Annotated in this window: 20 protein-coding genes; 5 read left to right on the forward strand and 15 right to left on the reverse strand. The window is 70.9% G+C overall.

Annotated features, from left to right (window positions below; genetic code table 11):
* Positions 1-69: 69 nt before the first annotated feature.
* The gene (gene acnA, locus GTY58_RS11835) at positions 70-2,787 is read right to left on the reverse strand and encodes an aconitate hydratase AcnA (RefSeq protein ID WP_010983698.1); all 2,718 of its coding nucleotides are present in this window, start codon (positions 2,785-2,787) and stop codon (positions 70-72) included.
* Positions 2,788-3,377: 590 nt separating this feature from the next.
* Here acnA and GTY58_RS11840 point away from each other — a divergent pair.
* Together GTY58_RS11840 and GTY58_RS11845 are read left to right on the forward strand one after the other, a co-directional pair.
* Entirely contained in the window at positions 3,378-3,575 is a 198-nt protein-coding gene (locus tag GTY58_RS11840) for a DUF4236 domain-containing protein (RefSeq protein ID WP_010983699.1), read from the forward strand.
* Between the two features lie 64 nt (positions 3,576-3,639).
* Positions 3,640-5,169, forward strand: coding sequence for a UDP-N-acetylglucosamine 1-carboxyvinyltransferase (locus tag GTY58_RS11845; RefSeq protein WP_037649985.1), 1,530 nt, complete (start codon positions 3,640-3,642; stop codon positions 5,167-5,169).
* 195 nt (positions 5,170-5,364) lie between these two features.
* Here GTY58_RS11845 and GTY58_RS11855 read toward each other — a convergent pair whose 3' ends face one another.
* The 3 genes from GTY58_RS11855 to GTY58_RS11865 all read right to left on the reverse strand — a co-directional run bounded on the left by GTY58_RS11855 (position 5,365) and on the right by GTY58_RS11865 (position 9,015).
* Positions 5,365-6,039: a hypothetical protein gene (locus tag GTY58_RS11855; RefSeq protein ID WP_010983701.1), complete on the reverse strand. Its 675-nt coding sequence runs from the start codon at positions 6,037-6,039 to the stop codon at positions 5,365-5,367.
* 48 nt (positions 6,040-6,087) lie between these two features.
* On the reverse strand, positions 6,088-8,079 hold the full coding sequence (locus GTY58_RS11860) for a protein kinase (RefSeq protein ID WP_010983702.1): 1,992 nt from the start codon (positions 8,077-8,079) through the stop codon (positions 6,088-6,090).
* Positions 8,080-8,433: 354 nt separating this feature from the next.
* Positions 8,434-9,015: a TetR/AcrR family transcriptional regulator gene (locus GTY58_RS11865; RefSeq protein ID WP_237529266.1), complete on the reverse strand. Its 582-nt coding sequence runs from the start codon at positions 9,013-9,015 to the stop codon at positions 8,434-8,436.
* 168 nt (positions 9,016-9,183) lie between these two features.
* Here GTY58_RS11865 and GTY58_RS11870 point away from each other — a divergent pair, with 168 nt between their 5' ends.
* Positions 9,184-10,752, forward strand: coding sequence for an MDR family MFS transporter (locus GTY58_RS11870; RefSeq protein WP_010983704.1), 1,569 nt, complete (start codon positions 9,184-9,186; stop codon positions 10,750-10,752).
* A 372-nt stretch (positions 10,753-11,124) separates the two neighbouring features.
* Here GTY58_RS11870 and GTY58_RS11875 read toward each other — a convergent pair whose 3' ends face one another.
* On the reverse strand, positions 11,125-11,814 hold the full coding sequence (locus GTY58_RS11875; protein WP_010983706.1) for an HAD-IB family hydrolase: 690 nt from the start codon (positions 11,812-11,814) through the stop codon (positions 11,125-11,127).
* Positions 11,804-12,994: an acyl-CoA dehydrogenase family protein gene (locus GTY58_RS11880; RefSeq protein WP_242432236.1), complete on the reverse strand. Its 1,191-nt coding sequence runs from the start codon at positions 12,992-12,994 to the stop codon at positions 11,804-11,806. The genes GTY58_RS11875 and GTY58_RS11880 overlap by 11 nt, the downstream gene beginning before the upstream one ends.
* A 128-nt stretch (positions 12,995-13,122) precedes the next feature.
* On the opposite strand from GTY58_RS11880, the gene GTY58_RS11885 reads away from it, so the two are divergent.
* Positions 13,123-13,716 carry a TetR/AcrR family transcriptional regulator gene (locus tag GTY58_RS11885; protein ID WP_037649979.1) on the forward strand — a complete coding sequence of 198 codons (594 nt, stop codon included), beginning with the start codon at positions 13,123-13,125 and terminating at the stop codon, positions 13,714-13,716.
* Between the two features lie 28 nt (positions 13,717-13,744).
* Here GTY58_RS11885 and GTY58_RS11890 read toward each other — a convergent pair whose 3' ends face one another.
* Positions 13,745-14,737, reverse strand: coding sequence for a ScbA/BarX family gamma-butyrolactone biosynthesis protein (locus GTY58_RS11890; protein ID WP_202497367.1), 993 nt, complete (start codon positions 14,735-14,737; stop codon positions 13,745-13,747).
* 245 nt (positions 14,738-14,982) lie between these two features.
* Here GTY58_RS11890 and GTY58_RS11895 point away from each other — a divergent pair, with 245 nt between their 5' ends.
* Positions 14,983-15,630 (forward strand): ScbR family autoregulator-binding transcription factor, encoded by a 648-nt coding sequence (locus GTY58_RS11895; protein ID WP_237528767.1) that lies wholly within the window; start codon positions 14,983-14,985, stop codon positions 15,628-15,630.
* Positions 15,631-15,852: 222 nt separating this feature from the next.
* Here the strand turns inward: GTY58_RS11895 and GTY58_RS11900 are convergent, their stop codons facing one another.
* The 8 genes from GTY58_RS11900 to GTY58_RS11935 form a co-directional block, all read right to left on the reverse strand.
* On the reverse strand, positions 15,853-17,412 hold the full coding sequence (locus tag GTY58_RS11900; RefSeq protein ID WP_010983711.1) for an MmgE/PrpD family protein: 1,560 nt from the start codon (positions 17,410-17,412) through the stop codon (positions 15,853-15,855).
* A 116-nt stretch (positions 17,413-17,528) separates the two neighbouring features.
* Positions 17,529-17,897 carry a nuclear transport factor 2 family protein gene (locus GTY58_RS11905; protein ID WP_010983712.1) on the reverse strand — a complete coding sequence of 123 codons (369 nt, stop codon included), beginning with the start codon at positions 17,895-17,897 and terminating at the stop codon, positions 17,529-17,531.
* Between the two features lie 91 nt (positions 17,898-17,988).
* Entirely contained in the window at positions 17,989-18,948 is a 960-nt protein-coding gene (locus GTY58_RS11910) for a diacylglycerol kinase family protein (RefSeq protein ID WP_010983713.1), read from the reverse strand.
* A 156-nt stretch (positions 18,949-19,104) separates the two neighbouring features.
* Positions 19,105-20,574 (reverse strand): MFS transporter, encoded by a 1,470-nt coding sequence (locus GTY58_RS11915; RefSeq protein WP_010983714.1) that lies wholly within the window; start codon positions 20,572-20,574, stop codon positions 19,105-19,107.
* An 80-nt stretch (positions 20,575-20,654) separates the two neighbouring features.
* Complete coding sequence (locus tag GTY58_RS11920; protein WP_010983715.1) at positions 20,655-21,674, reverse strand: ketoacyl-ACP synthase III family protein; 1,020 nt, start codon at positions 21,672-21,674, stop codon at positions 20,655-20,657.
* A 330-nt stretch (positions 21,675-22,004) separates the two neighbouring features.
* Positions 22,005-22,796: a thioesterase domain-containing protein gene (locus tag GTY58_RS11925; RefSeq protein WP_306292899.1), complete on the reverse strand. Its 792-nt coding sequence runs from the start codon at positions 22,794-22,796 to the stop codon at positions 22,005-22,007.
* Positions 22,793-23,896, reverse strand: coding sequence for an LLM class flavin-dependent oxidoreductase (locus GTY58_RS11930; protein ID WP_010983717.1), 1,104 nt, complete (start codon positions 23,894-23,896; stop codon positions 22,793-22,795). Before GTY58_RS11930 ends, GTY58_RS11925 begins: the two co-directional genes overlap by 4 nt.
* 38 nt (positions 23,897-23,934) lie before the next feature.
* Positions 23,935-25,539 carry a fatty acid--CoA ligase gene (locus tag GTY58_RS11935; protein ID WP_010983718.1) on the reverse strand — a complete coding sequence of 535 codons (1,605 nt, stop codon included), beginning with the start codon at positions 25,537-25,539 and terminating at the stop codon, positions 23,935-23,937.
* Positions 25,540-25,572 lie beyond the last annotated feature (33 nt).

Below are 25,572 nucleotides of genomic sequence, written 5' to 3' on the forward strand. Positions count from 1 at the left end.
TGAAATGAACGGCGAAGGGCCGCATCCCCGGCGACGGGGATGCGGCCCTCAACTGCCTTGCCGGACCGCTTACTTGCGGATCAGGCTGCGCAGCACGTACTGCATGATGCCGCCGTTGCGGTAGTAGTCGGCCTCACCGGGGGTGTCGATGCGGACGACCGCGTCGAACTCGACGCCCGTGTCGGTGGTGACCTTCACCGTGCGCGGGGTGGTGCCGTTGTTGAGCTCCTCGACGCCGGTGAAGGAGAAGGTCTCCTCGCCGGTGAGGCCGAGGGACTCGGCGTTCGCGCCCTCCGGGAACTGGAGCGGCAGGACGCCCATGCCGATGAGGTTCGAGCGGTGGATGCGCTCGTACGACTCGGCGATGACGGCCTTGACGCCGAGGAGCGCGGTGCCCTTGGCGGCCCAGTCGCGGGACGAGCCGGAGCCGTACTCCTTGCCGGCCAGGATGGCCAGCGGGGTGCCCTGCTCGATGTAGTTGCGCGAGGCGTCGTAGATGAACGACACCGGCGCGCCCGGCTGGGTGAAGTCGCGGGTGTAGCCGCCCTCGGTGCCCGGCGCGATCTGGTTGCGCAGGCGGATGTTGGCGAACGTGCCGCGGATCATGACCTCGTGGTTGCCTCGGCGCGAGCCGTAGGAGTTGAAGTCACGACGCTCCACACCGTGCTCGGTGAGGTACTTGCCGGCCGGGGTGTCGGCCTTGATGGCGCCGGCCGGGGAGATGTGGTCGGTGGTGACCGAGTCGCCCAGCTTGGCCAGCACGCGGGCACCGGTGATGTCGGTGACCGGGGACGGCTCGTGCGCCATGCCCTCGAAGTACGGGGGCTTGCGGACGTAGGTGGACTGCGGGTCCCACTCGAAGGTGTTGCCGGTCGGGATCGGCAGCGCCTGCCACTGGGCGTCGCCCGCGAAGACGTCCTGGTAGGACTTGTTGAACATGTCCTCGCCGATGGCGTTCGCCACGACGTCGTTGACCTCGGCCTCGGAGGGCCAGATGTCGGCCAGGTAGACCGGCTTGCCGTCCTGGTCGATGCCCAGCGCGTCCTTGGTGATGTCCACCTTCATGGAGCCCGCGAGCGCGTAGGCGACGACCAGCGGCGGGGAGGCCAGGTAGTTCATCTTGACGTCGGGGTTGATGCGGCCCTCGAAGTTCCGGTTGCCGGAGAGGACCGAGGTGACCGCGAGGTCGTGCTCGTTGACGGCCTTGGAGACCTCCTCCGGCAGCGGGCCGGAGTTACCGATGCAGGTGGTGCAGCCGTAGCCGACGAGGTTGAAGCCGACCTTGTCGAGGTAGGGGGTGAGCCCCGCCTTGTCGAAGTAGTCGGTGACGACCTTGGAGCCCGGGGCGAGGGTGGTCTTGACCCACGGCTTGCGGGTCAGGCCCTTCTCCACGGCCTTCTTCGCGACGAGCGCGGCGGCGACCATGACGTACGGGTTCGAGGTGTTGGTGCAGGAGGTGATGGCCGCGACCGTCACCGCGCCGTGGTCGATCTCGTACGTCGAGCCGTCGGGGGCCGTGACGAGGGTCGGGCGGCTCGGCGCACCGTTGGGGCGGAGCGCGGGGGCGTCGGAGGCCGGGAAGGACTCCTTGCCCGCCTCGTCCACCTCGTCCACGTAGTTGCGGACGTCCTGGGCGAACTGCTGGGCCGCGTTGGCGAGGACGATGCGGTCCTGCGGGCGCTTCGGGCCGGCGATCGACGGGACGACCGTGGAGAGGTCGAGCTCGAGCTTCTCGGAGAAGTCGGGCTCGGCGGCCGGGTCGAGCCAGAGGCCCTGCTCCTTGGCGTACGCCTCGACGAGCGCGACCTGCTGCTCGTCACGGCCGGTCAGGCGCAGGTACTTCAGGGTCTCGTCGTCGATCGGGAAGATCGCGGCGGTGGAGCCGAACTCCGGCGACATGTTGCCGATGGTGGCGCGGTTGGCGAGGCTCGTGGCCGCCACACCCTCGCCGTAGAACTCGACGAACTTGCCGACGACGCCGTGCTTGCGCAGCATCTCGGTGATCGTGAGCACGAGGTCCGTGGCGGTCGTGCCGGGCTTGAGCTCACCGGTGAGCTTGAAGCCGACGACGCGCGGGATGAGCATCGAGACCGGCTGGCCGAGCATCGCGGCCTCGGCCTCGATGCCACCGACGCCCCAGCCCAGCACACCGAGGCCGTTGACCATGGTGGTGTGGGAGTCGGTGCCGACCAGGGTGTCCGGGTAGGCCTGGCCGCCTCGGACCATGACCGTGCGAGCGAGGTGCTCGATGTTGACCTGGTGGACGATGCCGGTGCCCGGCGGGACGACCTTGAACTCGTCGAAGGCGGTCTGGCCCCAGCGCAGGAACTGGTAGCGCTCCTTGTTGCGGCCGTACTCCAGCTCGACGTTCTGCGCGAAGGCGTCGTTCGTGCCGAACTTGTCGGCGATGACGGAGTGGTCGATGACCAGCTCGGCCGGCGCCAGCGGGTTGATCTTCGCGGGGTCGCCGCCGAGCTCCTTCACGGCCTCACGCATGGTGGCGAGGTCCACGACGCAGGGCACGCCGGTGAAGTCCTGCATGATCACGCGGGCGGGCGTGAACTGGATCTCCTGGCTGGGCTGCGCCTGGGAGTCCCAGTTGCCGATGGACCGGATGTGGTCGGCGGTGATGTTCGCGCCGTCCTCGGTGCGGAGCAGGTTCTCCAGCAGCACCTTCAGGCTGTACGGAAGGCGAGCCGAGCCTTCCACCTTGTCCAGCCGGAAGATCTCGTACGACTCGTCGCCCACCTGCAGCGTGCTGCGGGCGTCGAAGCTGTTCGCCGACACGACAGTCTCCTTCATTCATGTGCGCGTACCCACCGCAATCCTGCCGCCACGACCATGGGCCGATCCGCTAAGGTAAGGCTAAGTTAGGTCACCCTTACCAAGCTGGCGGCTGCGGGGCGCCTTCGGCAGATATCTCGATGTCGAGATAACTCTAGTACATGGGGGCGGGCTGGTCATGCCCGGACCGCGGTGACCTGCCTCTCCGGACCTGGGACAGTCCCAGCCTTTCTGGGGCATCGGTGGCTGCTACTCAGTCTTTCCGGGTCGGCGGTTCCGACGCGAGGGTCCGCCGTCCGTGTTCCGTACGAGTCCTGACTGCCGATGATCCCCATGATCACCGCGCTTGTGTCCTCCCGGGGCGCGGACCGCGTCCGACCCCGGAGCGGACGGGCGCCTTCACCGGAGCGTGCCTCGAATGTTCGCCGCCGCGGTCAACTGACCGGCAGACGCGTCCGGTCCGGCCCGGATCATCCGGTCCGGGCAGGGCCCGTCGGATCGACGAATCGACGGATCGGCTCAGACAGGTCAGCAGCGCGCTGCCATGCCCGCGCATTTTCCGGGTATTCGGTGCGGGACGAAAGGGGGCGCGCATGCCACTCACATTCCGCAAGAGCTTCCGCATCCTCCCCGGGGTGCGCCTGAACATAAACAAGCACTCCTGGTCCCTCACCACCGGCGGCAAGCACGGGCCTCGCCACACCCACAGCAGCACCGGACGACGTACGACATCGATGGATTTGCCCGGACCTTTCGGGTGGCGTCGTACCCGTACGGACAAGCGCCACTGACAGCTCATCACCCGAGCGGACCCCCCAGCGAGCACCATCTCATATCTGAGATAGCCTCAGCCTCATGGCAGACGATTACCTCGTACGCATCGGCAAGCTCATCCGTGACGCCCGGCAGCATCGGGGCTGGACTCAGGCGCAGCTCGCCGAGGCGCTCGGCACCAGTCAGAGCGCCGTCAATCGCATCGAGCGCGGCAATCAAAACATCAGCCTTGAGATGATCGCTCGAATCGGTGAAGCCCTGGACAGTGAGATCGTCTCTCTGGGCTACGCGGGTCCCATGCATCTGCGGGTGGTCGGCGGACGCCGTCTGTCCGGCTCGATCGATGTCAAGACCAGCAAGAACGCATGCGTGGCACTGCTGTGCGCCACGCTCCTCAACCGGGGGCGCACGGTGCTGCGCCGGGTCGCCCGCATCGAGGAGGTGTACCGCCTTCTGGAGGTGCTCGGCTCCATCGGCGTACGCACCCGGTGGATCAACGACGGCGTCGATCTGGAGATCGTGCCGCCGGCCGAGCTGGAGATGGAGGCGATCGACGAGGAGGCGGCCCGCCGCACCCGCTCGATCATCATGTTCCTGGGGCCGTTGCTGCACCGCGTGGACAGCTTCAAGCTGCCGTACGCGGGCGGCTGCGACCTCGGGACGCGCACCATCGAGCCGCACATGATCGCACTGCGCCGGTTCGGTCTGGAGATCGCCGCGACCGAGGGTCTCTACCACGCCCAGGTGGATCGGGCGGTCACCCCCGGCCGCCCGATCGTGCTGACCGAGCGCGGCGACACGGTGACCGAGAACGCGCTGCTCGCCGCCGCCCGCCACGACGGCGTCACGGTCATCCGAAACGCCTCGTCCAACTACATGGTCCAGGACCTCTGCTTCTTCCTGGAGGCCCTGGGCGTACGGGTCGAGGGCGTCGGCACCACGACGCTCACCGTGCACGGCGTGCCGAACATCGATGTCGACGTGGACTACTCGCCGTCCGAGGACCCGGTCGAGGCGATGAGCCTGCTGGCCGCCGCCGTGGTCACGGAGTCCGAGCTGACGGTGTGCCGGGTGCCGATCGAGTTCCTGGAGATCGAGCTCGCCGTCCTGGAGGAGATGGGCCTCGACCAGGACCGCTCGGCGGAGTACTTCGCCGACAACGGGCGTACGCGTCTGGTGGACCTGACGGTCCGGCCCTCCAAGCTGGAGGCGCCGATCGACAAGATCCACCCGATGCCGTTCCCGGGCCTGAACATCGACAACGTGCCGTTCTTCGCGGCGATCGCGGCCTCCGCCCAGGGCAAGACCCTGATCCACGACTGGGTCTACGACAACCGCGCGATCTATCTGACGGACCTCAACCGCCTCGGCGGCCGGTTGCAGTTGCTGGACCCGCACCGGGTCCTGGTCGAGGGGCCGACCCGCTGGCGCGCCGCCGAGATGATGTGCCCGCCCGCGCTGCGGCCCGCCGTGGTCGTCCTGCTGGCGATGATGGCGGCCGAGGGCACGTCCGTCCTGCGGAACGTGTACGTCATCAACCGGGGTTACGAGGATCTGGCCGAGCGTCTCAACACGATCGGCGCGCAGATCGAGATCTTCCGGGACATCTGAGCGGCGGGTGCCGCCGTACCCCATTTGACCTGCTCTGATGCGGGTCTGGAAGGGGTGCGGCGGCATCTCTGGACTTCTCCGGGACTTTGGGCCACCGGGCCACCGGGCCACCGGGCCAGGGAGACGACCGACTCGCCGGCCTCCAACTGCTCGGAGGCGTGGAAGTGGCGCGGGGCACAGTGGCCGTGCTCCCGGTTAGCGGCAGGTGTAGGTGAAGGACGCGGACGTCGTGTGCCGGCTGGGGGACTCGATGACCAGCCGCGCTGTCGCCTTGCTGGTGCCCTTGCCGTGGAAGGTCCACAGCAGGCGGAGGTGCGTCTCGTCCTGCCCCCTGCCCAACCGCTCTTCGCGCGGGCCCGAGGAGGTTCCGTCACTGCGGTTCCACTCGTAGGTGAACGTGCCGGCCGCCCCGTTGGTGTTCACCACCGCGACCACCTCGGCTGTTCCGTCACAGCCGAGGACGCTGCTCGTCTGCGCCGTCACCTGAGTGATCCGCAGGTCCGCCGTCTGCCGTTGCCATAACAACCAGGCCAGCACGATGGCCAGGACGACCGCCGCCAGGCGGTATCTGCGTAGCCGGTGCAGTCGGCCCCAGGGCTCCTGCTGGCTCTTGCGCTTCGCCGTGCCGCGCCAGACGTCGACGGCGGTGTCCGTCAGCCCCAGGGGCGGGACGCCCGGTCCGAAATGCAGGACGTCGGACTCGGGCGCGGGCTCGGCGCTGGTCCAGTGGGCGTCGAGGACGGTCGGGACGTAGGTGGCGTCGTCGACGTCTCTGATAGTCGGTTGCACATCCGGGTCCTGCAAGGTCGGCTCCAGGCCCGGATCCGGTAACTCCCACGGCACCACCGGACGCTCACCGCGGTCCGTCATCCTCGCCCCTCCGTTCGGCTCGCTGTCACAGACCCCGGTCGACCGACATCAGCCGGGCTCGCCCTCCACGGCCGCCGGATCCCCTTGCCGCGGGGTCACAGCTGACGTCGAACCCGAGCCGGTGCCGGTGCCGGTGCCGCCGGCGGAGTTGCCGGAGTCGGTGCCGCCCGTTGACGCGGGATCACCGTCGCTGGTCCCCGCGTTCGAGTGGCCGTGCCTCGCATCCGTACCGCCGTTGTCCGTACCGCCGTTGTCCGTCCCGCCGTTGTCCGTCCCGCCGTTCTCCGTCCCGCCGTTCTCCGTACCGCCGTTCTCCGTACCGCCGTTCTCCGTACCGCCGTTCTCCGTACCGCCGTTCTCCGTACCGCCGTTCTCCGTACCGCCGTTCTCCGTACCGCCGTTCTCCGTCCCGCCGTTCTCCGTACCGCCGTTCTCCGTACCGCCGTTCTCCGTACCGCCGTTCTCCGTACCGCCGTTCTCCGTACCGCCGTTCTCCGTACCGCCGTTCTCCGTACCGCCGTTCTCCGTACCGCCGTTCTCCGTACCGCCGTTCTCCGTACCGCCGTTCTCCGTACCGCCGTTCTCCGTACCGCCGTTCTCCGTACCGCCGTTCTCCGTACCGCCGTTCTCCGTCCCGCCGTTCTCCGTCCCGCCGTTCTCCGTCCCGCCGTTCCTCTCGACGGTGTTGTTCCCGTCGTCGGGGGAGTCCGTGCCGCTGTCCCCGGCCCCACCGCCGGAACCCGAGTCGGAACGGGTGCCGCCATCGGCGGGCGCGAGGCCGGCGCCTCCGTCTCCGTGGCCGCCACCGCCCTGGGCGCCGGATGTGCCAGCCCTGTCGGAGTCCGGGTCCGACTCGGCCGTGTCGCCGTGCTCGGTGCCCCGCGCCTCCGTCGCCGAGCCGGTGTCCTTCCGTGCGTCGAGCCTGGTGACGGCCTGGGCGTGAGCGCCGGCGTGCCCTTCGGCCCCACCCGCCGCCCAGCCGCTGGGCATCAGGCTCAGCAGCCCCACCACCGCCACGGCGGCCGCGCCGGTGAGCACATCGCCCCGCCTGCGCAGCCGACTGCGACGCCGTGCGGTCAACACGGTGCGGGCCAGTTCGGCCGAGGAGCCCACCAGACGGGCGTCCAGGCGTGAGATCGCCAGCGGCACCAGGGCCGCCGCCACCGCGGCCAGCCGGCTCTGGCCGCGTTCCTCCCAGTCGGGTCCGTACGCGTTCTCCGCCGCCCACTCCAGTTCCCGCAGGAAGTCGAGGGCACTGGGGGGCCGGAGCGCCGGGTCCTTGGCCATGCCGTGCCGGACCAGCGCGCGTACCTCTTCCGGCACCCTGTCCATCGGCACCGGCTCGTCAACGTGCTGGCGCTGGAAGTCCCATGGTTCCGGCCCCTCGAACGGGCGCACGCCGGTCACGCACTCGTAGAGGGTGGCGGTCGCCGCGTACACATCGCCGGCCGGGGTGGCGGCTTCCAATTTCCACTGCTCGGGGGGCATGTACGCACAGGTGCCGCGCAGGTTGTGGCGGTCGCCGGTGCGCGCGGAAATTCCGAAGTCCACCAGCTTGGTCTGGCCGTCCCAGTTCACCAGCACGTTTTCGGGCTTGTAGTCGCGGTGCACCACTCCGACGCCGTGCGCGGCGGCGAGCCCGAGCAGGGACCCTTTCAGCACGACGAGTGCGGCCTCGATGTCGGTGGATCCCTCCTTTTTCAGCAGCGTGCGGAGTGCGGCGCCGTAAACCAGTTCCATGACGATTGCCGCGCCCTGCTCGGCTTCGACGTACTCGTAGAGCCGCGTCACATGAGGGGATGTCAGGCCACCGAGAAGCCGGGCCTCGGCTCGCAAGGCAGTGCGAAATTCCACCTTCGAACACAGTTCCTCGTTGAGGTACTTGATCGCGACGTTCCGGCCGGTCCCGGCATGGCGGGCGATCATCACCCGACCGGCACCGCCTTTGCCCAGTTTCTTCAGATCGATATAGCCGGGGACGGTCCATGAATCGTCGCCCCGTTCGACTTTCCACCCGTCACGATCGGTCGCTCCTGCCATACTTCCCCCTGGCGTTCAGTTGTGCTGGGGATCTCTGGAAGAGACACCCGAGAGGAGATTCTTCCAGCGGGAAAAGATCCAATACAGCAAGAATTTTCACAGTTCTGCAACCGTTATCGCTGACGCCAGTTCAAGGAATAGTGACAAGAGTGGCCTTTTGTGCAGCGGATCGGAACTGTGTGGCGGCTGTGGCGATTGCGGGGCGGTATTCGCCCACCGCAGCAGGTCACGGGACTCACTGGTCCCCTTCCGGGACATCTGAGCGGCGGACGCCACCGCCCCTTGTCCGACCTGCGCGCATGCGAGTCTGGGGTTCGCGCCCCGCCCGAAGCCGGACACTCCCTCGCCCGGGCGTCAGCCCCGCCCGTGCTCGGCCGACCAGCCCCGCTCGAGGAGGTCGAAAGCGCGGCGGATCCGCTCACGGGGGTCCGGGTAGCCCTCGCCGACCCTGGGGGCCTCGAGGGCGAATCGGGCCAGGGCCGCGCAGGCCGCGTCGTCGTCCGGCGCGCCGATCTCCTCGGCGATGGCGTGGGCCACGGCGGCCTGGTGACGCATCCACATGCGATGGGCGTACGAGCGGAGTACCGGCGTGCCCTCGACGAGCGCGCGGAACGCGGCGATACGCGGGTCCTCCAGGTTGGCGCCGGAACGGATGTGCAGGATGCCCTCGCACAGCGCCGCGGGGATCGACCGGCCGGGAGCCCGGTCACGTACGGCCGACACCAGCGCCGCCTCCTGCTCCGCGTCCTCGTCGAAGACCAGCGCCTCCTTGCTCGGGAAGTGCTTGAAAAGGGTCGTCGTCGACACATCGGCGGCGTCGGCGATGTCCTTGACGCTGACCTGGTCATAGCCACGCTCAAGGAATAGATCCAGAGCCGCGTCCGCCAGAGCCTTGCGGGTGGCGGCCTTCTTCCGCTCACGGCGGCCCATCGTCATCTCGTTCATGACCCAACCCTACCCGCAGGTTGCCTCAGTAGAAGAGTTGCCTCGTTGCACTTTTTTATCGAGTGTGGTCTTCTGATGGAGCGCCGCCCGCACCACCGCGGCCCCGCGCCCTTCCTCTTCCCCTCCCCCTCCGTCTCCTGTGAAAGGAGCGACTCAGCCATGTCCGCGACTCGTCCCTCCCGGCCCGGCGGCCCGGCCGCCGAGCCGGCCGCCACCCCGCCCAACGTGCGTTGGACGCTGCTCGGCGTGATGCTCGGAATGCTGCTGGCGATGCTCGACAACACGATCGTCAGCACATCGATGCCGACGATCGTCGGCGACCTGGGCGGCATGGAGCACATCTCCTGGGTGGTGACCGCCTATGCGCTGGCCACCGCCGTCTCCACCCCCGTATGGGGCAAACTCGGCGACCTCTACAGCCGCAAGCACGCCTTCCTCGCCGCGATCACCGTCTTCCTGATCGGCTCGGTCGCCTCCGGCGCGGCACAGTCCATGACCCAGCTGATCAGCTTCCGCGTCGTCCAGGGACTGGGTGCCGGCGGCCTGGCCGCGCTCGCGTTCGCGCTGATCGGCTCCCTGGTGTCGCCGCGCGAGCGCGGCCGCTATCAGGGCATGACCGCCACCGTGATGGCGATCGGCACCGTCGGCGGCCCGCTCCTGGGCGGCCTCATCACCGGCCACCTGGGATGGCGCTGGTCGTTCTACATCAACCTGCCGCTCGGTCTGGTCACCCTGGTGTGGTGCCAGGTGATGCTGCGCCTGCCGGTCCAGCGCACCAAGGCGAGGATCGACTGGCTCGGCATCCTCCTGATGACCGTCACGATCAGCGCGGTGGTGCTCGCCGCGACCTGGGCGGGTACGACGTACGCGTGGGGCTCCTGGCAGATCGTCTCGCTGGCCGTCGTCACCGTGCTCGGCCTGACCGCGTTCATCGCCTCGCAGAAGCGCGCCGTGGAGCCGGTACTGCCGCTCCGGGTGTTCGACACCGGTAACTTCCGGCTGGCCGGAGTCATGGTCTTCGCCGCCGGCGCGGCCATGTTCGGCGCGACGCTCTACCTTCCGCTGTTCCAGCAGAGCGTTCAGGGCGCCGACGCGACGAGCTCCGGTCTGCTGCTGTTGCCGATGGTGGTTCCGATCGCCCTGGTCTCCAACATCGCGGGCAAGGTCATGTCCCGGACCGGCAAGTACAAGATCTTCCCCATCCTGGGAGCCGGCTTCCTGGCCGTGGGCCTCTTCCTGCTGTCGACCATGGACACCGGTACGTCCCGCACCGTCACTTCCTTCTACATGGTGCTGGTCGGTGTCGGGCTCGGGTTCCTGATGCAGATGACCACGACCATCGCGCAGAACAGCGTCGAGATGCGCGACATGGGTGTCGCGTCTGCGGGCGTCACGCTCTTCCGCACGATCGGCGGCTCGCTGGGCGTGGCCGTGTTCGGCTCGCTGTTCACCCGGGCCACCGAACACCACCTCCCCTCGGCGGCGTCCGGGAACGCCGACGCCTCGCTCAGCGGCTCCGCCGTGGACCGGCTGCCGCAGGGCGCCAAGGACGCCTATCTGACCGCGGTCGCCGACGGAACCCAGCAGATCTTCCTGGTCGCCGCGGCCGTCTGCCTCGCCGCTCTTCTCGCCGCGCTCGCGGTCAAGGAGGTCCCGCTCCGCGGCAAGCCCGTGGCCGCCGAACCCGCGGAGCAGCCCTCGGCAGAGAAGGCGCGGATTTGGCGCTGACGTATGCGAGTTCACGCGGCAGGGCCCAGGACGTGACGGAGCGGACGGAAGCGGCGGGACGCCGTGCGCCGGTGATCCACGCCTACGCCGCCGACCCGAACGCGACCGGCGACGCGGTGGCGAAGACCGTGGCGGGGTCGGCCGGCTCGACATCCTGGTCAACAACGCGGGCGTGCTCCTCTGTGGCCCGCTGCCGGACATCACTCTGGATTAGATCGACCGGATCATCGCGGTGAACCCGCGCGCGGCCCTCCCCGGAGCGCAGGCGAACCCGCGGCCTCCTGCCCACCGGCGCATGCCGGGCGGGCGGACGGCCGGGCTGCCGGCGAGGCGCGTGTCCCCGTCCGGAGCCGGCCGTCCGCCGGTCGGGATTCAGGTCAGGGCCGCCGGCTTCACGGGCGCGTGTGTGCCGTCGGGGGTCACCAGGGTCGCGTGGCCGACCATGTGCAGCATGGGCAGGTCGGAGGGGTGGTCGCCGTACGCGTAGCAGTCGGCGGGGTCGATGTGCGGGTGGCGGGCGAGGAGTTCGCGTGCCAGGACGCGCTTGCCGTCGCCGATCGCGGGCAGGCCCAGGAGTTCGCCGGTCAGGACGCGCCCGCAGCGCTCCAGCCGGGCACCGAGCACGTACTGCGCCCCGACCTCCTCCGCGACGAGGGGCAGCAGCGGCGGGAACGACCCGGAGACCAGGGCGACGGCCCCGCCCTCGGCCCGGTGCCGGCGCAGGGCGTCGACCGTGGCGGTGATGTAGAAGTCCGCGGCCCGGCTGCGTTCCCGGTACCAGTGGCGGGCCCGGTCCTCGACCTCGTCGACCGGGCAGCGGCGCCAGGCCCGGTGGTACTCCCGGTTGGCCTCATCGCGCGGCAGGCCACGAGCCAGCCGCGCGTACAGGTCCGCGAGGAGCTCCTCGGTGCGGCGCGCGCCCTCGGCCCCGTGCCGGAACTCGAAGTAGTGGCGGAGGAATTCAGGGCCGCTCTTGCAGCGGATGAGGGTCTCGTCCACGTCGCAGAACACCAAGTAGGAGGGCGAGAGGCTCTTTTGATGGGGTATCAGGTCAGGACTCACGTGCGGAGACCTCCAGCAGTGCGGCCGGCTGGGGTGCCGTGGCCGGGGGGCGGGGCTCGGTCAGCGAGGAGAAGACGGACGTCGCGTAGACCATCGCCGCCGCTTCCCTGCGCAGCATCTGGTGGGCGGCGACCGTGTGCACGTCGCGCCAGCTGCGTTCGAGGACGCCGGGGCCGCCGCAGGCGTGGACGCCGGCGGTGCGGAAGAGACGTTCGACCCCGTCCACGAGCAGGTCGGCGGCGGCGGCGGTGATCCGGCGGTTCCTGAGGACGTCCGCCTCGGCGCGGGTGCCCGTGTCGGCGCACCGGGCCGCGTCCTGGAGGAGGAGCTGGGCGGCCTCCATGTCGTCGGCCGAGCGCGCCAGGGCGTGGTGCAGACGGCTGCCGTCGTCCTGCGGCCGTCCCCGGGTCTGGGCCCGGGCCGCCCAGGACGACCACTCCGCCAGCGCGCGGCGGGCCGCGCCGAGCGCCGGGGCGCAGAAGAGAAGGCCGCCGGCGAGGTGACCCGGCACGGTGTGGCACCGGGACCGTCCCGGGCCGGGTGTCCCGGCCAGCAGGTCCGCCATGGGGAAGGTGCGGTGCTCGGGTACGAGGGCGGGTTCCAGCACCGCGGTGTGGCTGCCGGTGCCGCGCAGCCCGGTGCTGTGCCAGGAGTCACGTACGCGGATGTCGCCCTTCGGCACCGCGAACATGCGCGACCCCGCCGCGCCCTCCACGCCGGGCTCCGGTGCGCACAGCAGAAGCCAGTCCGCGAAGTCCACCCCGCTGACGCACTCCCACTCGCCGCTCAGCAGCCAGCCGGACGGCAGCCGGCGCGCCTCACCCGACGGCCTGACCGACGCGGAGATCCGTACGTCGGGGCCGGCCGACCACAGGTCGCGCTGCCCTTCGTACGGTAAGTAGGCCGCGAACCGGCTGTGGGCCGCCCACAGGACCGCGCACCAGGCCGCGGAGGCGCACCCCTCCCCCACCGCGGTGACCGCCGTGAGCAGGCTGTCGAACGTGCCCTCCGTGCCGCCCCAGGCGCGGGGCACGAAGTGGCGCGCGAAGCCCGCGTGGGTCAGGAGCGCGACGGTCTCGTCGCCGAGCCTGCGGGCGTCGTCGGCGGCCGTGGCATGTGCGGCGGCGCTCTCGGCCGCGGCCAGGACGGCGACCGGCAGCGCCGGCGACGTATCGTTCACGCTTTCGTCCACAGGATTGTGACGCAGCATCATCTGGCAAGCACCTCACTCGATGATTAGAATTCGTTCACGAACGTATCTTTTATGCTTCGGTCCCCGCCGTGGAGCCGGCAAAGGAGGGGAGCGTCATGCCCAAGCAGGCACGCGCCCTGCGTACCTACGACCGTGTACTCGACGCGGCCGCCTACGAGTTCGCCCGATACGGCTACACGAACGCGAACCTGCAGAACATCGCGGACCGCATCAGGCTGACGAAGGGAGCGCTCTACGGGCATTTCGCCAACAAGGAGGAACTGGCCGCCGCGCTGGACCACCACCTGTCCGCCACGCTGGGGGTACTGCTCACCGAGGCCCGGACATCGCCCCATCCGGCACTGGGCCGGCTGCAGTCCCTCGTCCTCGGTCTGGGCCGGCTCTTCCGGACGGATCTGCGGGCCCTCGCGGCGCTGCGGCTCGCGGCGGAGACGGCCCGTTCGACCGCCAAGCCGATACCTCTGCTGACGGAGACGCACGACCTCGTCCTCCAGTTGGTGCGCGAGACACAGCAGGAGGGGCACTGGGACGCGTCGATCTCCACCAGGCCTCTGGCGGACCTCATCGTGGCGGCCCTCTTCGGCACGTTCTGGACGGAGACCGACACCGGCCACCCAGGGTCCGACGGGACCGTCGACACGATGTGGGAGGCCCTGGCTCAGGCGCTCGGCGGCGCCCCGGCCCGCTGAGGCCGGCCACGGCCCGGTGAGCCGCGGGTCACCACGAGGCGAAACGTGACCAGGGAGCGCGGCTGCCCACGCACTTCCAGGTCATGTCGGCGCGGGCCAGCAGCCTCTCGCCCTGGTGGGCCGCGACGCGCAGAGCGCACTCTTCGGTCGGCACGCCCTCGGACGGACCCTTCTCGAGGGAGAGCAAAATCGTTTCCCCCAACTCGCCGAAGGCGGCGCAGTCCAGGGAGAGGCCGGCCAGGGCGAAGGCCCGGTCGCCGAGCGTCCTGCGGGACGCCTCGTGCACGGTGAGATGGCCGAGCTGCCGGAAGCCCTCCAGCATGACCATCAGCGGTACGTGATCGGTGGGGTGGTCGAAGAGCACCGCGTGATCGCGGTCGACCCGCAGCCGCCAGTCCTGGTCGGGCCGGTCCCGCTCCAGTACGCAGTCCTTCCAGCGCAGCCGGCCCACCCTGTTCGGCCGGGCGATCCTGGCGTCCGGCGCGGGACGAGGCGGGCTCACCTCGCCGCTCGCGGCCGGACGCCCCCGTAAGAGCCGGTAGCGCCGGTCGTCCAGCATCAGTCCTCGGGTGTGACCGCGTCCGCAGGGGCGGCCGTCGACCGTGAGCGTCACGTCCAGCCGCGCCCCGGCCGGCCGTCCCCGCCGGTCCCTCTCCTCGGTCCACGTACCGTTCAGCACCACCGCCAGCGGCGCGGCGCCGACGCGCAGCGCGGTCGGATCCGTGATCTCGAAGCTGACGTCCTGGCCGATGAAGCGGGACCCGACCGGCACACCGAAGTACGTGTGGGCCCCGTAGAAGTGGGCCTGGCGCAGGGTCTCCGCGAACAGCAGCGGATCGTTCAGCCCGTTCTCGTCCGGGTGGTAGAGCGCGTGATCGCGCGGCCACTGGGCCCCGACCGAGAACGCGTTCTCGCCGGTGCGCACACCGTCGGTGACAAACACCTCGGCGATGGAGCTGCGGTGCACCAGCTCTCGTGTCACCGGCTGGAGGAAACTGAGCACTTCGACCGTGGCACCCATTGATGGCGCCTTCATGGTCCTGGAATCATCGAGTACGACAGACATCTGAAAACCTCGCCTCCCCGTGGAGCAACCATGCGAGCGAACAGACGTGCGAAAGCCTTGCTAGGCATCATTAATATACCTGCGCGAAGGTATATTGCAAGGCTCGACACGGTGCGCTTCCATGGGTCAACTCCCCACGGTGGCAGGAAGGTTGGATTCCGTCGGACTCGAACAGATCGGCTCGGCACGATATGGACGTCATGAGTAGCGAGCGCAACGGACAGAGCACCCGTCTCCCGGCGGGCACCCCCTTCGACGACACCGCCCACCTCAAGCAGCAGCGTGCGATCCGCACCCGCGGCACGATCCTCAACGCCGCCGCCGCGGCGTTCGCCACGGACGGCTTCCCCCAGGTCACCATCAAGGACATCGCCGACGGCGCCGAGATGACCAAGGGAGCCGTCTACTTCCACTTCCCCAACAAGGAGGCGCTCGCCGTAGCGGTGCTGGAGGAGTTCTACCGGCGCATGCAGGAGGCCGTCAACGGCGCTCTGGAGCACGGGGACCCCACATCCCCGACGACCGTCGTCGACGTGATGAGGCGCCTCGCCCGCGCCTTCCACGAAGACGTCTTCATCCACGCCGGGGCCCGCCTGCAGATCGAACGGCCGTACATCAAGGCCGAGCTGCCGGTGCCGTACGTGGGGACGCTGAAGGTGCTCACCGAGCTCCTGGATCAGTGCCGCACCGCCGGCAACCTCCCCAAGAGCACGAAGCCCGAGGCCCTGGCCCGCGCGCTCGGCTCCGCCGTGTTCGGCGCCCAGCACATCTCCTGGGTGCTGAACGACCGCGAGGACATCGTGGAGCGGGTGGAGGAGATCATCGACGCCTTCGTGCCACTGCACTGAACGCCGGACCGCCCAGCCCCTGAGGTACGGGCGGTCCGGCAACGTCCGGAGGTGCGGCCGTCACTCCCGCCGCGAGGTCCGCGGTGCCGTGACTCACCAGGGTGGGCACGGTCACCGCGGCGGATCCCGCGCACCGGTCGTGCGTGACGCGGCGCGGCCCGTACCCCGGGAGGAAGGGCGCCTGGAACTCCCCCTGCGGTGCGCCTGAGGCTCCGCGCGTGGTCAGTCGAGGAAGGCCGCCTCTATCCAGCGGCGTACACCTCGCGGGCGCATACGGTGCAGCCGCCCCACCGTGTCGGCCACCCGACGGGGGCCGCCCACCGACAGAAACTTCTCCTGGACCATCTCGGAGTGGCGGACGCGGGTGTCCGGGCCCGCCGCGCCCACCGGGATCAGGCGGGAGCGGGTGACCGTACGGCCGTCGGTCAGCCGTACCGTGACCCGGGCGCCGGTGGCCTTGGTGGAGCGGGAGAAGTCCCGGCCGTCGGCCTCCAGCGTGCCGACGAGGTCGACGAGCGCGTCGCCGCCGAAGCCGCGCAGCCACGGCGTGGCCAGCGGGCCCGCCTCGCGCACCGCCTCGCCGAACGGCGCGTCGGACAGGAAGAGTTCGCGGGTCATCGCCGTGTCGTGCTCCAGCCGCACCCGGCGGGCCAGCGCCCAGCGTGCGGGGTCGTCCAGATGCGGTGAGGAGAAGTCGTCCACCGAGAAGTCGCCGGTCAGCAGGGTGGTGGCGACCGGGTAGGGGACGTCGAGGACGAGCGCGCCCAGCGGAGAGGCGGGGCCGTCGACGTAGCGGGCCGCGCGCTCCCCCGCGAACAGCGTGTACAAGGACGCCTCGACGACGATCTCCCGCACGTCGTCCGGGCGCAGCGGGCCGAGTTCGCGGTGGATGTCGGCGGCGCAGTCCACGGCCGCGTTGATCCGGGGCCCGCCGGGGTGCATCTTAAAGGAGAGGGTGTTGGTGTGCCAGCGGCTGCCGAGCCCCTTCGCCACCGCCTGGGGCAGCGGCACCGTCGCGAACCGGGCCAGGAAGCCGTCCTGGTGCTCGATGATGTCGGGCGCGCCGCGCAGCCCGGCGGCGGCCGCGTCACAGGCGTCCATCGCGGTGCGTACCGGCGTGAAGGTGTTGAACAGCCGGGCGTCGCTGGCCAGGAAGGCCCGCATCAGCGGCCAGTTGGGCATGGCGAAGGCCAGCCCCAGGGCGTTCTCCCACTGGTCGGCCGGGGCCCGGTCGCAGTGCAGCCGGCCGGCCACCGCGCCGGCCAGGTGGGTGTGCACGGCGCTCTGACCGCGCAGCGGGCCGAGGGTGGCGGAGGCGGTGATGCGGGCCGCGCACTCGTTGGCCGCGACGACCGCGGTCAGCAGGGAGAGCCCGTCGAGCTGACGGGCGTACGCGAAGGCGAGCGGCACCGCGACGGTGGAGTTGGACAGGTGTCCGGCGTACGCGGTGTCGTCGAGGTTGAGCCAGGAGCCGAGGGCGGCGAAGACGCCCGCGGCGGCTCGCGGGTCGCGCTGCATGGGGTGACCGAAGGCCGCCACCAGCCGGCGGCCCAGCGGGTGTTCGAGGCCGGCCCGGATCGAGGCGATCTGGGAGAGCACCTGGCTGGCCGCGAGCTTCAGGACGCGGCACGGGATGTGTTCGGGGCGCAGGTTCGCGGCCCAGTGGGACAGTTCGCGCAGCGGGGTGTCCGAGGACGGGCGCGAGCGGGCGGGCCGCGTCTGCTGCTCCCACTGCTCGCACAGGGCCCTGGCCACTCGCTCGCTGAGTACAGCTGCCGTCATGGCGCCACATCCATTGTGTCAGCGTGAACCGGGGGAACGCCCCCGGTGCCGGAGCCGGTGAACCCGGCGGCGGGAGCACCGGTCCCCCCGGTGCTCCCGCCGCCGCGTGTGGGGGATCAGGCGCCGGGGACCTTGTCCAGGAACCCGTAGACGCCCTTGATGCGGCCGTCGTCGCCGGTGACCAGGACGTCGAAGCCGATCGCGACGGGCTCGGTGCCCGGCGCGGTCACCAGGCCCCACTGGAAGCGGGCGAGGTTGTGGTGGGTGTCCACCGTGCCGTGCAGCTCGAAGGAGAGGCCCTTGAACTGCTCCTGCGCGCCGGCGACGACGGCACCGAAGCCCTCGTGGCCCTCGACGGCCGCCAGCGGATCGATGTACGGGGCGTCCGGGGCGAAGAGCTCGGCGATGCCCGCGGCGCGCTTGTCCGCGTCGGTCTCGTTCCACAGGGCGAGGTACTGGGTGACGGTGGTGGTGATGTCGCTCATGGCGGTTTCTTCTCCTTGTGTTCCGCTTGCGGGTGACCGGCGTGCCGTCAGGTCGGTTCGACGCGCCGGGGGTCGTGAGAGGTCTGGGGGGTCAGTTCCGTTCGATGGCCGGGGCCCACACGGGCAGGGCTCCGGGCTGGACCTCGAAGGTCGCCGACGGTCCGATGCCGTGCTGGTACTCGCCGTCGTGCTCCAGGGGCAGCCGGCGGCCGTCGGTGCGCTCGACGGTGATGGTGCGGCCACGCGCGTACACCGTGGCCGGGTGTCCCATGTGGTCGGCGTTCAGGGTGAGTCGGGGTACGTCCGCGGCGGTCACGCCGTCGCCGATGACACAGACGTCGAGCAGTCCGTCGTCGAGGAGCGAGTCGGGCAGGACGAGGTACCGGCCGCCGCGGTAGCGGCCGCCGCCGACGTTGGCCAGGACGGTCGGGCCCTCGTGCACCACGCGTCCGTCGACGGTGACGCGGCCCGGGTACGGGACGTACGCGGCGGCCGTGTCGGCGAACGCCTTGGTGTACAGATCCCGGCCCGTCAGCGGGATGTCCCGGGCCGTGATCAGCGCGTCGGCGATCACTCCGGAGCAGGCGCCCAGATAGACGTACTGCCGGGTCTCGGCCAGGCGCGCCAGGTCGTGCCGGCGCAGCCGGGCGCTGCCGCCCACGCCCGAGTCGGTGAGGACCGCCTTGAGGGACTCGGTCCAGGGGCGCTCCCCCCACAGCATCTTGTAGCCCGAGTTCCCGGTGCCGCCGGGCACCACGGTGAGCGCGGCGCGGCCGGGCGCGGAGGCCAGGCCCTGTACCGCCTCGCGGACGGTGCCGTCCCCGCCGATGACGACCACGAGGTCGGGTGCGTGGGCGGGCCGTTGCAGGGCGCGGCGCACGGCGACGGTCGCGTCCCCCGGTGCCGTGGTCGGGTGAAGCTCGACGTGCTCCAGGCAGGAGCCGCACAACTCGGTCACTTCACGGACCAGTTGGGGGCTGTGGCTGCCGGAGGCGGGGTTGGCCAGGACCAGGGCCCGGGTGGGGCCCAGGGCTGCGGCGCTGTCTGCCATCGGGCGAACTCCTCGGGATCGGGGTGGCACGGGGGGGCGGGTGACCGAACGGCCGGGCGTGGCCTTCATGAGGGGCCGGCGTGGCCTTCATGACTGTGTCAGGAGGCGCTGACCTGGTCCTGACGTGCGGCTGACGCCCGGCGAGCGGTCGGGGGGTCAGGCGGACGACGCCGCCTTCGGCCCCGGGATGAACTGCACGAACGCCGCCACGGCCAGCGCCAGTGGTGCCAGCAGGTAGAGGGAGGCGGTGAAGGCGTCGGCGTAGGCGGACGTGCCGGTGCCCTGTCCCAGGACGTGGTAGAAGACGACGCCGACCAGGGCCACGCCCACGGCGCCGCCCACCTGGCTGGCGGTGGACAGCACGCCCGACGCCGCTCCCGCGTAGCGCGGGTCGGTGCCGGCCAGCGCGATGGACGCCAGCGGTGCCATCACCATGGCCATGCCCGCCCCGCCGACCGTCAGCCCCGGCACCAGCCAGCCGACGGCGCCGTCCGTGCCGATGTGCTGCGCGGCGGCGAACAGCGCGGCCAGCCCCGCCGTGAGCACCAGCGCGCCGACCGCGAGGGTCTGCCGGCCGAGCGCCGCGGCGATGCGGCGTGCGCTGAGCGAGACGGTCAGGAAGCCCACGCCGAGGGGCAGGAACACCAGACCGGACTCCAGGGCGGTCAGCCCCAGGCCCTGCTGGAGGTAGAGCGCCAGGACGAGGAAGAACGACGCCATCCCGGAGTAGTACACGACCGCGGTGCTGACCCCGAACGTGAACGACCGCTGCCGGAACAGCGCGGGGTCGACCAGCGGGCTGCGGCCCGCGGCGGCGAGGCGGCGCTGCTGGACGGCGAAGACCACCAGCAGGACGGGGGCGGCGGCCAGGCTCAGCCAGGTCCACAACGGCCAGCCCTCCTGCTGTCCCTCGGCCAGCGGCAGGACGACGGCGACCAGGCCCGCGGAGATCAGCACCATGCCCAGGGGGTCGAGCCGCGCGCGGCCCTGGGCCCGGGACTCGGGCACCACCCGGGGAGCGAGGACGAGAGCCGCGATCCCCACGGGCACGTTGACCAGGAAGCAGGTGCGCCAGCCGAGTCCGGCGATGTCGGCGTGGATCAGCACGCCTCCGATGAGCTGCCCGAAGACCCCGGCGAGCCCCATGGTCAGCCCGAAGGCGTTGAACGCGCGGACCCGGGCCGGCCCGTCGTAGGCCACTCCGATGATCGCCAGGACCTGGGGCCCCATCAACGCCGAGGCCAGCCCCTGGGCGATCCGGGCCGCCACCAGCTGCGACGCGCTGGGGGCGAACCCGGCCCAGGCGGAGGACAGGGTGAACAGCGCGACGCCGATGAGGAAGAGCCGCCGCCGGCCGTACAGGTCGCCGAGCCGCCCGCCGGTGACGAGACCGGCGGCGTACGCGAGCGCGTAGCCCGCGACGATGAACTCGACGGCGGACTGGCTCGCGTGGAGATCCTGCTGGGTGGCGGGAATGGCCACGTTGACGATGAAGACGTCGAGCGTGATGACGAACGTGCCGATGAGGATGATCGGCAGGGTCGCCCAGTGTGGCGCCGAGGGTGGTTGCCGCTCCTCGGTCGCGGCTTTCTTCGGGGCGGCTTCCCGTGGAGACTCCAAGGCCATCGGGCCATTCCTTCCTTGCGTTTCTCTCCTGTGGTGCCGTCCGGGAACCGGGCTGTGCCGCGTTCCCGGACGGAGGGGGGTCACCAGGGCGGGACGTCGAGGATCTCCACCACCGCGGCGGAGAGGCTGAATCCCGCTCCCGCCGCGACGAGCAGCACGAGGTCGCCCGGTCCCACCGCGCGTTCCTTGACCAGGTGTTCGAGGCCGAGGAACTGGTCGCCCGCGCCGATGTGGCCCACCAGGCGGCCGAGGTCCCAGGTGCTCTGCTTCTCGGTGAAGCCGAGCACGTCGTAGTTCTCGGGCCAGACCCCGCGGTGGATGAGCGGTGTCACCACGCGGGATATGTCCTCGACGCTCACCTGGGCTTCGGCCAGGGCCCGCCGGGTGGTGTCCATGAGGGCGGCCTCGATGCGCTCCCAGGAGCCCTCGGCCTCGGGGGTGGCCGCGTGCTGAAGGCCGCGTTCGCGCAGCCGCAGCGGCATTTCGAGGCCGGGCGCGGTGGCGAACGGGGTCGTCCCCCGGTTCCACCGCTCCAGGGAGTTGTCGGCGCCCAGGGTGGCGGAGACGACACGGGCGAAGCCCTTCCGTCCGGACAGCACCAGAGCGGTGCCGCCGTCCGCGAAGACCAGGTTGAGCTGTACGTTCCAGCGGTCGACCCAGGGCGGGGCGAAGTTGTCTCCGGTGGTCAGCAGGACCGCGGAGGTGAAACCGGCGTCGATGTAGCCGGCGGCCAGGCACAGCGAGCCCAGCCCGGCGTTGCAGCGCTGCTGGAGGTCGAAGCCGGGAGCGGCCCGGCCCACCGTCTCGTTCGCGACGTAGGCCGCCGCGGGCCACATCTCGTGCCCCTGGAAACCGCAGGACGAGTGCAGGACGAGACCGACCTCGTCCCGCTCGATCCCGACGGCCCGCTCCAGGGCCAGCCGGCCGGCGCGGACGGCCATCTCGGGGCCGGCGACGCCGTCGGCCACGGCGATCGACTCGTAGCCCAGGTTCCGGTGCTCGTCGTCGACCAGTCCCGCCGCGATGGCCTCCTCCATGGGGACCAGGTCCGGCAGCCAGGACGCGGTCGAGGCGATGTACAGATCATTCTCGAATCTCATGGCATATCAGTCCTTCAGCAACCAGGGATCGTCGCGATGTCCTTTCCATGGGCGGCTCGGGGGCTGCGTTCCATGGTGGGTGGGGGGTTGGGGGTCGAGGTTCGTCGTACGTCGTACGTCCTCGTCGTACGTCCTCGTCGTTCGTCGTACGTCGCTCGTCGTTTCGTCGGTCGGACGGGGGGGCCGCGGTTCGTCGCGGGTTCGGGGTCGTCTGCTGCCGTCGTGCTCTGCCGGGCGCTACTGTCCCGCAGTCCCCTGATACGGCGCTGACACCGCCCGGCCGCCCGTCCGTGCACGGGCGGCCGGTGCCGGAGGCGGTCCGGTCCTCGCTCAGCTCACCAGTGCCGAGACGACGCGCTGGAGCCGCTGGGCGAAGTGCGCGGTGACGGACTGCGCGTGGGCGTCGATGTAGAAGTGGCCGCCCGGGTACTCGCTGTGGCCCAGGTAGTCGGGGCTGCGCCCGGCCCAGTGCGTCATGGCGTCCGGGTGCTCCTGGAGCGGGTCCGAGCGGCCGCCGTAGGACGCGAGCGGGCAGCTGACGCCGGCCTTGTCGTCCACGTACTGCGCGGCGACCCTGAGATCCGCCCGCAGCGCCGGGACCACCAGGGCGAGCATCTCCGGGTTGTCGTAGATCTCGGCCGGGAACGAGCCCAGCTTCTTGATCCACTCGACCATCTCGGCCGCGGGCATCCGGCTCTGCTCCTCGGTGGGCAGGAAGAAGCCCTGCGGCGACCAGCCGGACATGCCGAGCATGACCGGCGCGGGCCCGCCGTCCTCCTCCATGCGGATGGCCAGCCGGAAGGCCAGCTGGGCGCCGAGGCAGTGCCCGAAGAAGGCGAACGGCCGGTCGTCGAGGTCGTCGAGCACGGCCTCGTGCAGGGCGTCGAGCAGCGGGTCCCAGTCCTCGAACGTCGCCTCGCCACGGCGGTTGTGGCGGCCGGGCAGGGTCACCGCCTGCGGGGCGATGTCGGACGGAAGCAGGTTCTCCCAGTCGCGGTAGATGATGGCGCCGCTGCCCGCGTGCGGCAGCAGGAACAGCCGTACGGAGGCGTCCAGGGAAGGCTCGGCGGGGTGGAACCACTGGCCCTCGCGGGACATCTCCTGGCCTATGGCACTGGTCACGACTTCGCTCCTCCTACGGTGACGGTCTGCCCGCCGAGCGCGCGTACCGCGGGGAGCAGTACCTCGGCGATTTCCTTCAACTGCGGCTCCGGGTCGAGCGATCCGATCCGGAGGACGAGGTGCCGGGCGCCGGCGCGGACATAGCCGCCGAGCCACTCGGCACAGCTCTCGGCGCTGCCCCAGCCGTAGGCCTGGATGGCCGACATCTGTTCCAGGGAGCGTCCGTAGTAGTGGGTGATGTAGTGCTCCAGCTCGGACTTGGCGGCGGCGCTGTCGCTGTTGACGGTGACCGTCGCGTACAGGGCGGGCGTCACCGCGTCGGCGCCGCGGCCGGCCTCCTCGGCGAGTTCGGCGATCCTGCGCCGGGCCCTGCCGTAGGCGTCGGCGTCCGGCAGGAACGGCAGCCAGCCGTCGTAGCGGGTGGCCACGCGGGCGAGCACCTTCGGGGTGTCGCTGCCCGCCAGCCACAGCGGCGGGCCGCCGGGGGTGGCGGGAGCGGGCAGCCGGTCGAGGCGGTCCGCCTGCCAGAACCTGCCGTCGAAGTCGGTGGGGTTGCCCGGTTCCCCGGAGTTCCACGCGGTGCGCCAGAGCGCGGTGATCTCGTCGAGGCGGCCGACCCGTCCGGCGAAGGACGCGCCGACGGAGGCGAACTCCTCCTCGGTCTCGGGCATCGGGAAACCCGAGCCGAGGCCGAGTACCAGGCGGTCTCGGGCGACGTGCCCGAGGCTCGCGACCATGTTGGCGCCGATCAGCGGGTGGCGCAGGGCGGGGGTGAGGGCGGCGGTGCCCACGGTGATCCGCTCGGTGGCGGCCGCGGCGGCGGCGAGCACGACGAGGGGGTCGAGGCGGGGGCGGGCGGTCAGGGAGTCGCCGGCCCACAGGGAGTCGAAGCCGAGGCGCTCCGCCTGACGGGCGAAGTCCAGGAGGGGGGCCGCCGCGTAGGCGCCGTTGATGGCCTGCTCCCGGGTGGGGAGCAGGATGCCGATCCGCAGGGCTCGGTCGGGGGACTGCGGTTGGTTCGTCGACCGCGTGTCGTCGGGGGCTGATCGCGCGGTTCCCCGCGCCCCTTGCGGGGCACGTCCAGGGCGCTCGGCGTCCATAGGTGCTGCTTCCTCTCTCTGGCGTATGTGGCGTGCCGTCACTGGACCGCTGACGTGAGCGGATCGCGTGCCGGGGCGCTCAACCGCTCGCGCACCGCGCGCCGCAGGATCTTGCCCGACGGGTTACGGGGCAAGGTGTCGACGAAGTGGTAGGCGCCCGGGATCTTGTAGTCGGCGAGATGGCCGCGCAGGGACAGCAGGAGTTCGCGCGGACTCGCCTGGGCACCGGGGCGCAGCACGACGGCGGCGTGCACGGCCTCGCCCCAGCGCGGGTCGGGCAGCCCGACGACCGCGGAGTCCGCGACGGCCGGGTGGGCGGCGAGGGCCTTCTCGACCTCGGCCGGGTAGATGTTCTGCCCGGCGACGATGATCGTGTCGTTCATGCGGTCGCACAGGTAGATGTAGCCGTCCTCGTCGAGGTAGCCGGCGTCCCCCATGTGCAGCCACTCCCCCACCAGGGTGCGCCCGGTGGCCTCGGGCAGGTTCCAGTAGCCGAGCATCCGGGAGGGGGCGCGGACGCAGATCTGGCCGATGGCCCCGGGCGGCAGTTCGGCGCCGTCCGGGCCGACCACCTTCACCTCGTTGCCGGGGCAGGGCTTGCCGACGGACTCCAGGACCGTGCTGCCCGGGTGGTGCGCCTCGGGCGGCAGGCAGACCGCCACGCTGCCGGTCTCCGTGCTGGCGTAGATCTGCGCGAACTCGCAGTCGAACGTCTCCAGGCACTGCTTCAGCAGCGTCTCGGACATCGGGGCGGCCCCGTAGCAGATCTTGCGCAGGGAGACGAACGCGTCGGGCCCGGCGGTCCGTTCGCCCGCCATCATCTGGAGCATGGCGGGCGCGGCGAAGGTGGTGGTGACCCGGTGGGTACGGATCAGCCGCACCGCCTCCTGCGGGTCGAACTGGGGCATGATCACGCTGGTGCCGCCGGCGTTGAAGGTGTGCATGAACCAGCCGATGCCGGCGATGCCGAAGCCCGGCAGCGAGATGAGGGCGACGTCGTCGGGCAGCCAGTCGATCCAGGCGACGTCGTGGTCGCGCATGGCCTGCGGCAGGGTGAAGAAGCTGCGGTGGGCGAGGACGGCGCCCTTGGGCAGTCCGGTGGTGCCGCTGGTGTAGATCTGCACGACGGCGTCGTCGGGCCCGGTGCCCGGCTCCAGGTCGGCGTCGGGCTGGTCCGCGTACCAGGCGGGCAGTCCGGCGCCGCGGGCCGGTTCGCCTTCGGCGTCGGTGCCGTCGATCCGGATCATCGTGTGGAATTCCGGCAGGTGCGGGCGGACCTTGGTGGCGGTGGCCCAGAACTCGTCGTCGACGAAGACGAGGGTGGCGCCCGAGTCGCGCAGGATGTGGTCGACCTCGTCCGGGGTGAGCCGCCAGTTGACCGGGACCAGCACCGCGCCGGCCTTGGCGCAGGCGAGGATCACCAGGTAGTAGTTCTCCGACTCGCGCCCCAGGTAGGCGACCCGGTCACCGCGCTGTACGCCACTGACGCGCAGGGCGTGCGCGGCGCGGTTGCTCTCGCGGTGCAGCTTTCCGTAGGTGGTGATCCGGCCCTCGCAGACGATCGCCGCGTGGTGCGGACGGCTGCCGGCGTGGGCGCGGGAGGTGTGGGTGAGTGTCCAACTCCCGTTGGCTGTCGTGGTCATGGGGGCCTCCCCTTCGTCTGTCGTGGGTCGCGT

It is taken from the genome of Streptomyces sp. SID5469 (assembly GCF_009862865.1).
GTDB lineage: Bacteria > Actinomycetota > Actinomycetes > Streptomycetales > Streptomycetaceae > Streptomyces > Streptomyces avermitilis.

Excerpts from the sequence above, each read along its gene's own strand:
- GTY58_RS11840 (WP_010983699.1), top strand. The coding sequence starts at position 3,378 with ATGCCACTCACATTCCGCAAGAGCTTCCGCATCCTCCCCGGGGTGCGC.
- GTY58_RS11930 (WP_010983717.1), bottom strand. The coding sequence starts at position 23,896 with ATGGACGCCGAGCGCCCTGGACGTGCCCCGCAAGGGGCGCGGGGAACC.
- GTY58_RS11855 (WP_010983701.1), bottom strand. The coding sequence starts at position 6,039 with ATGACGGACCGCGGTGAGCGTCCGGTGGTGCCGTGGGAGTTACCGGAT.
- GTY58_RS11905 (WP_010983712.1), bottom strand. The coding sequence starts at position 17,897 with ATGAGCGACATCACCACCACCGTCACCCAGTACCTCGCCCTGTGGAAC.
- GTY58_RS11900 (WP_010983711.1), bottom strand. The coding sequence starts at position 17,412 with ATGACGGCAGCTGTACTCAGCGAGCGAGTGGCCAGGGCCCTGTGCGAG.
- GTY58_RS11935 (WP_010983718.1), bottom strand. The coding sequence starts at position 25,539 with ATGACCACGACAGCCAACGGGAGTTGGACACTCACCCACACCTCCCGC.
- GTY58_RS11915 (WP_010983714.1), bottom strand. The coding sequence starts at position 20,574 with ATGGCCTTGGAGTCTCCACGGGAAGCCGCCCCGAAGAAAGCCGCGACC.
- GTY58_RS11860 (WP_010983702.1), bottom strand. The coding sequence starts at position 8,079 with ATGGCAGGAGCGACCGATCGTGACGGGTGGAAAGTCGAACGGGGCGAC.
- GTY58_RS11920 (WP_010983715.1), bottom strand. The coding sequence starts at position 21,674 with ATGAGATTCGAGAATGATCTGTACATCGCCTCGACCGCGTCCTGGCTG.
- GTY58_RS11865 (WP_237529266.1), bottom strand. The coding sequence starts at position 9,015 with ATGACGATGGGCCGCCGTGAGCGGAAGAAGGCCGCCACCCGCAAGGCT.
- GTY58_RS11885 (WP_037649979.1), top strand. The coding sequence starts at position 13,123 with ATGCCCAAGCAGGCACGCGCCCTGCGTACCTACGACCGTGTACTCGAC.
- GTY58_RS11845 (WP_037649985.1), top strand. The coding sequence starts at position 3,640 with ATGGCAGACGATTACCTCGTACGCATCGGCAAGCTCATCCGTGACGCC.
- GTY58_RS11890 (WP_202497367.1), bottom strand. The coding sequence starts at position 14,737 with ATGGGTGCCACGGTCGAAGTGCTCAGTTTCCTCCAGCCGGTGACACGA.
- GTY58_RS11895 (WP_237528767.1), top strand. The coding sequence starts at position 14,983 with ATGAGTAGCGAGCGCAACGGACAGAGCACCCGTCTCCCGGCGGGCACC.
- GTY58_RS11870 (WP_010983704.1), top strand. The coding sequence starts at position 9,184 with ATGTCCGCGACTCGTCCCTCCCGGCCCGGCGGCCCGGCCGCCGAGCCG.
- GTY58_RS11910 (WP_010983713.1), bottom strand. The coding sequence starts at position 18,948 with ATGGCAGACAGCGCCGCAGCCCTGGGCCCCACCCGGGCCCTGGTCCTG.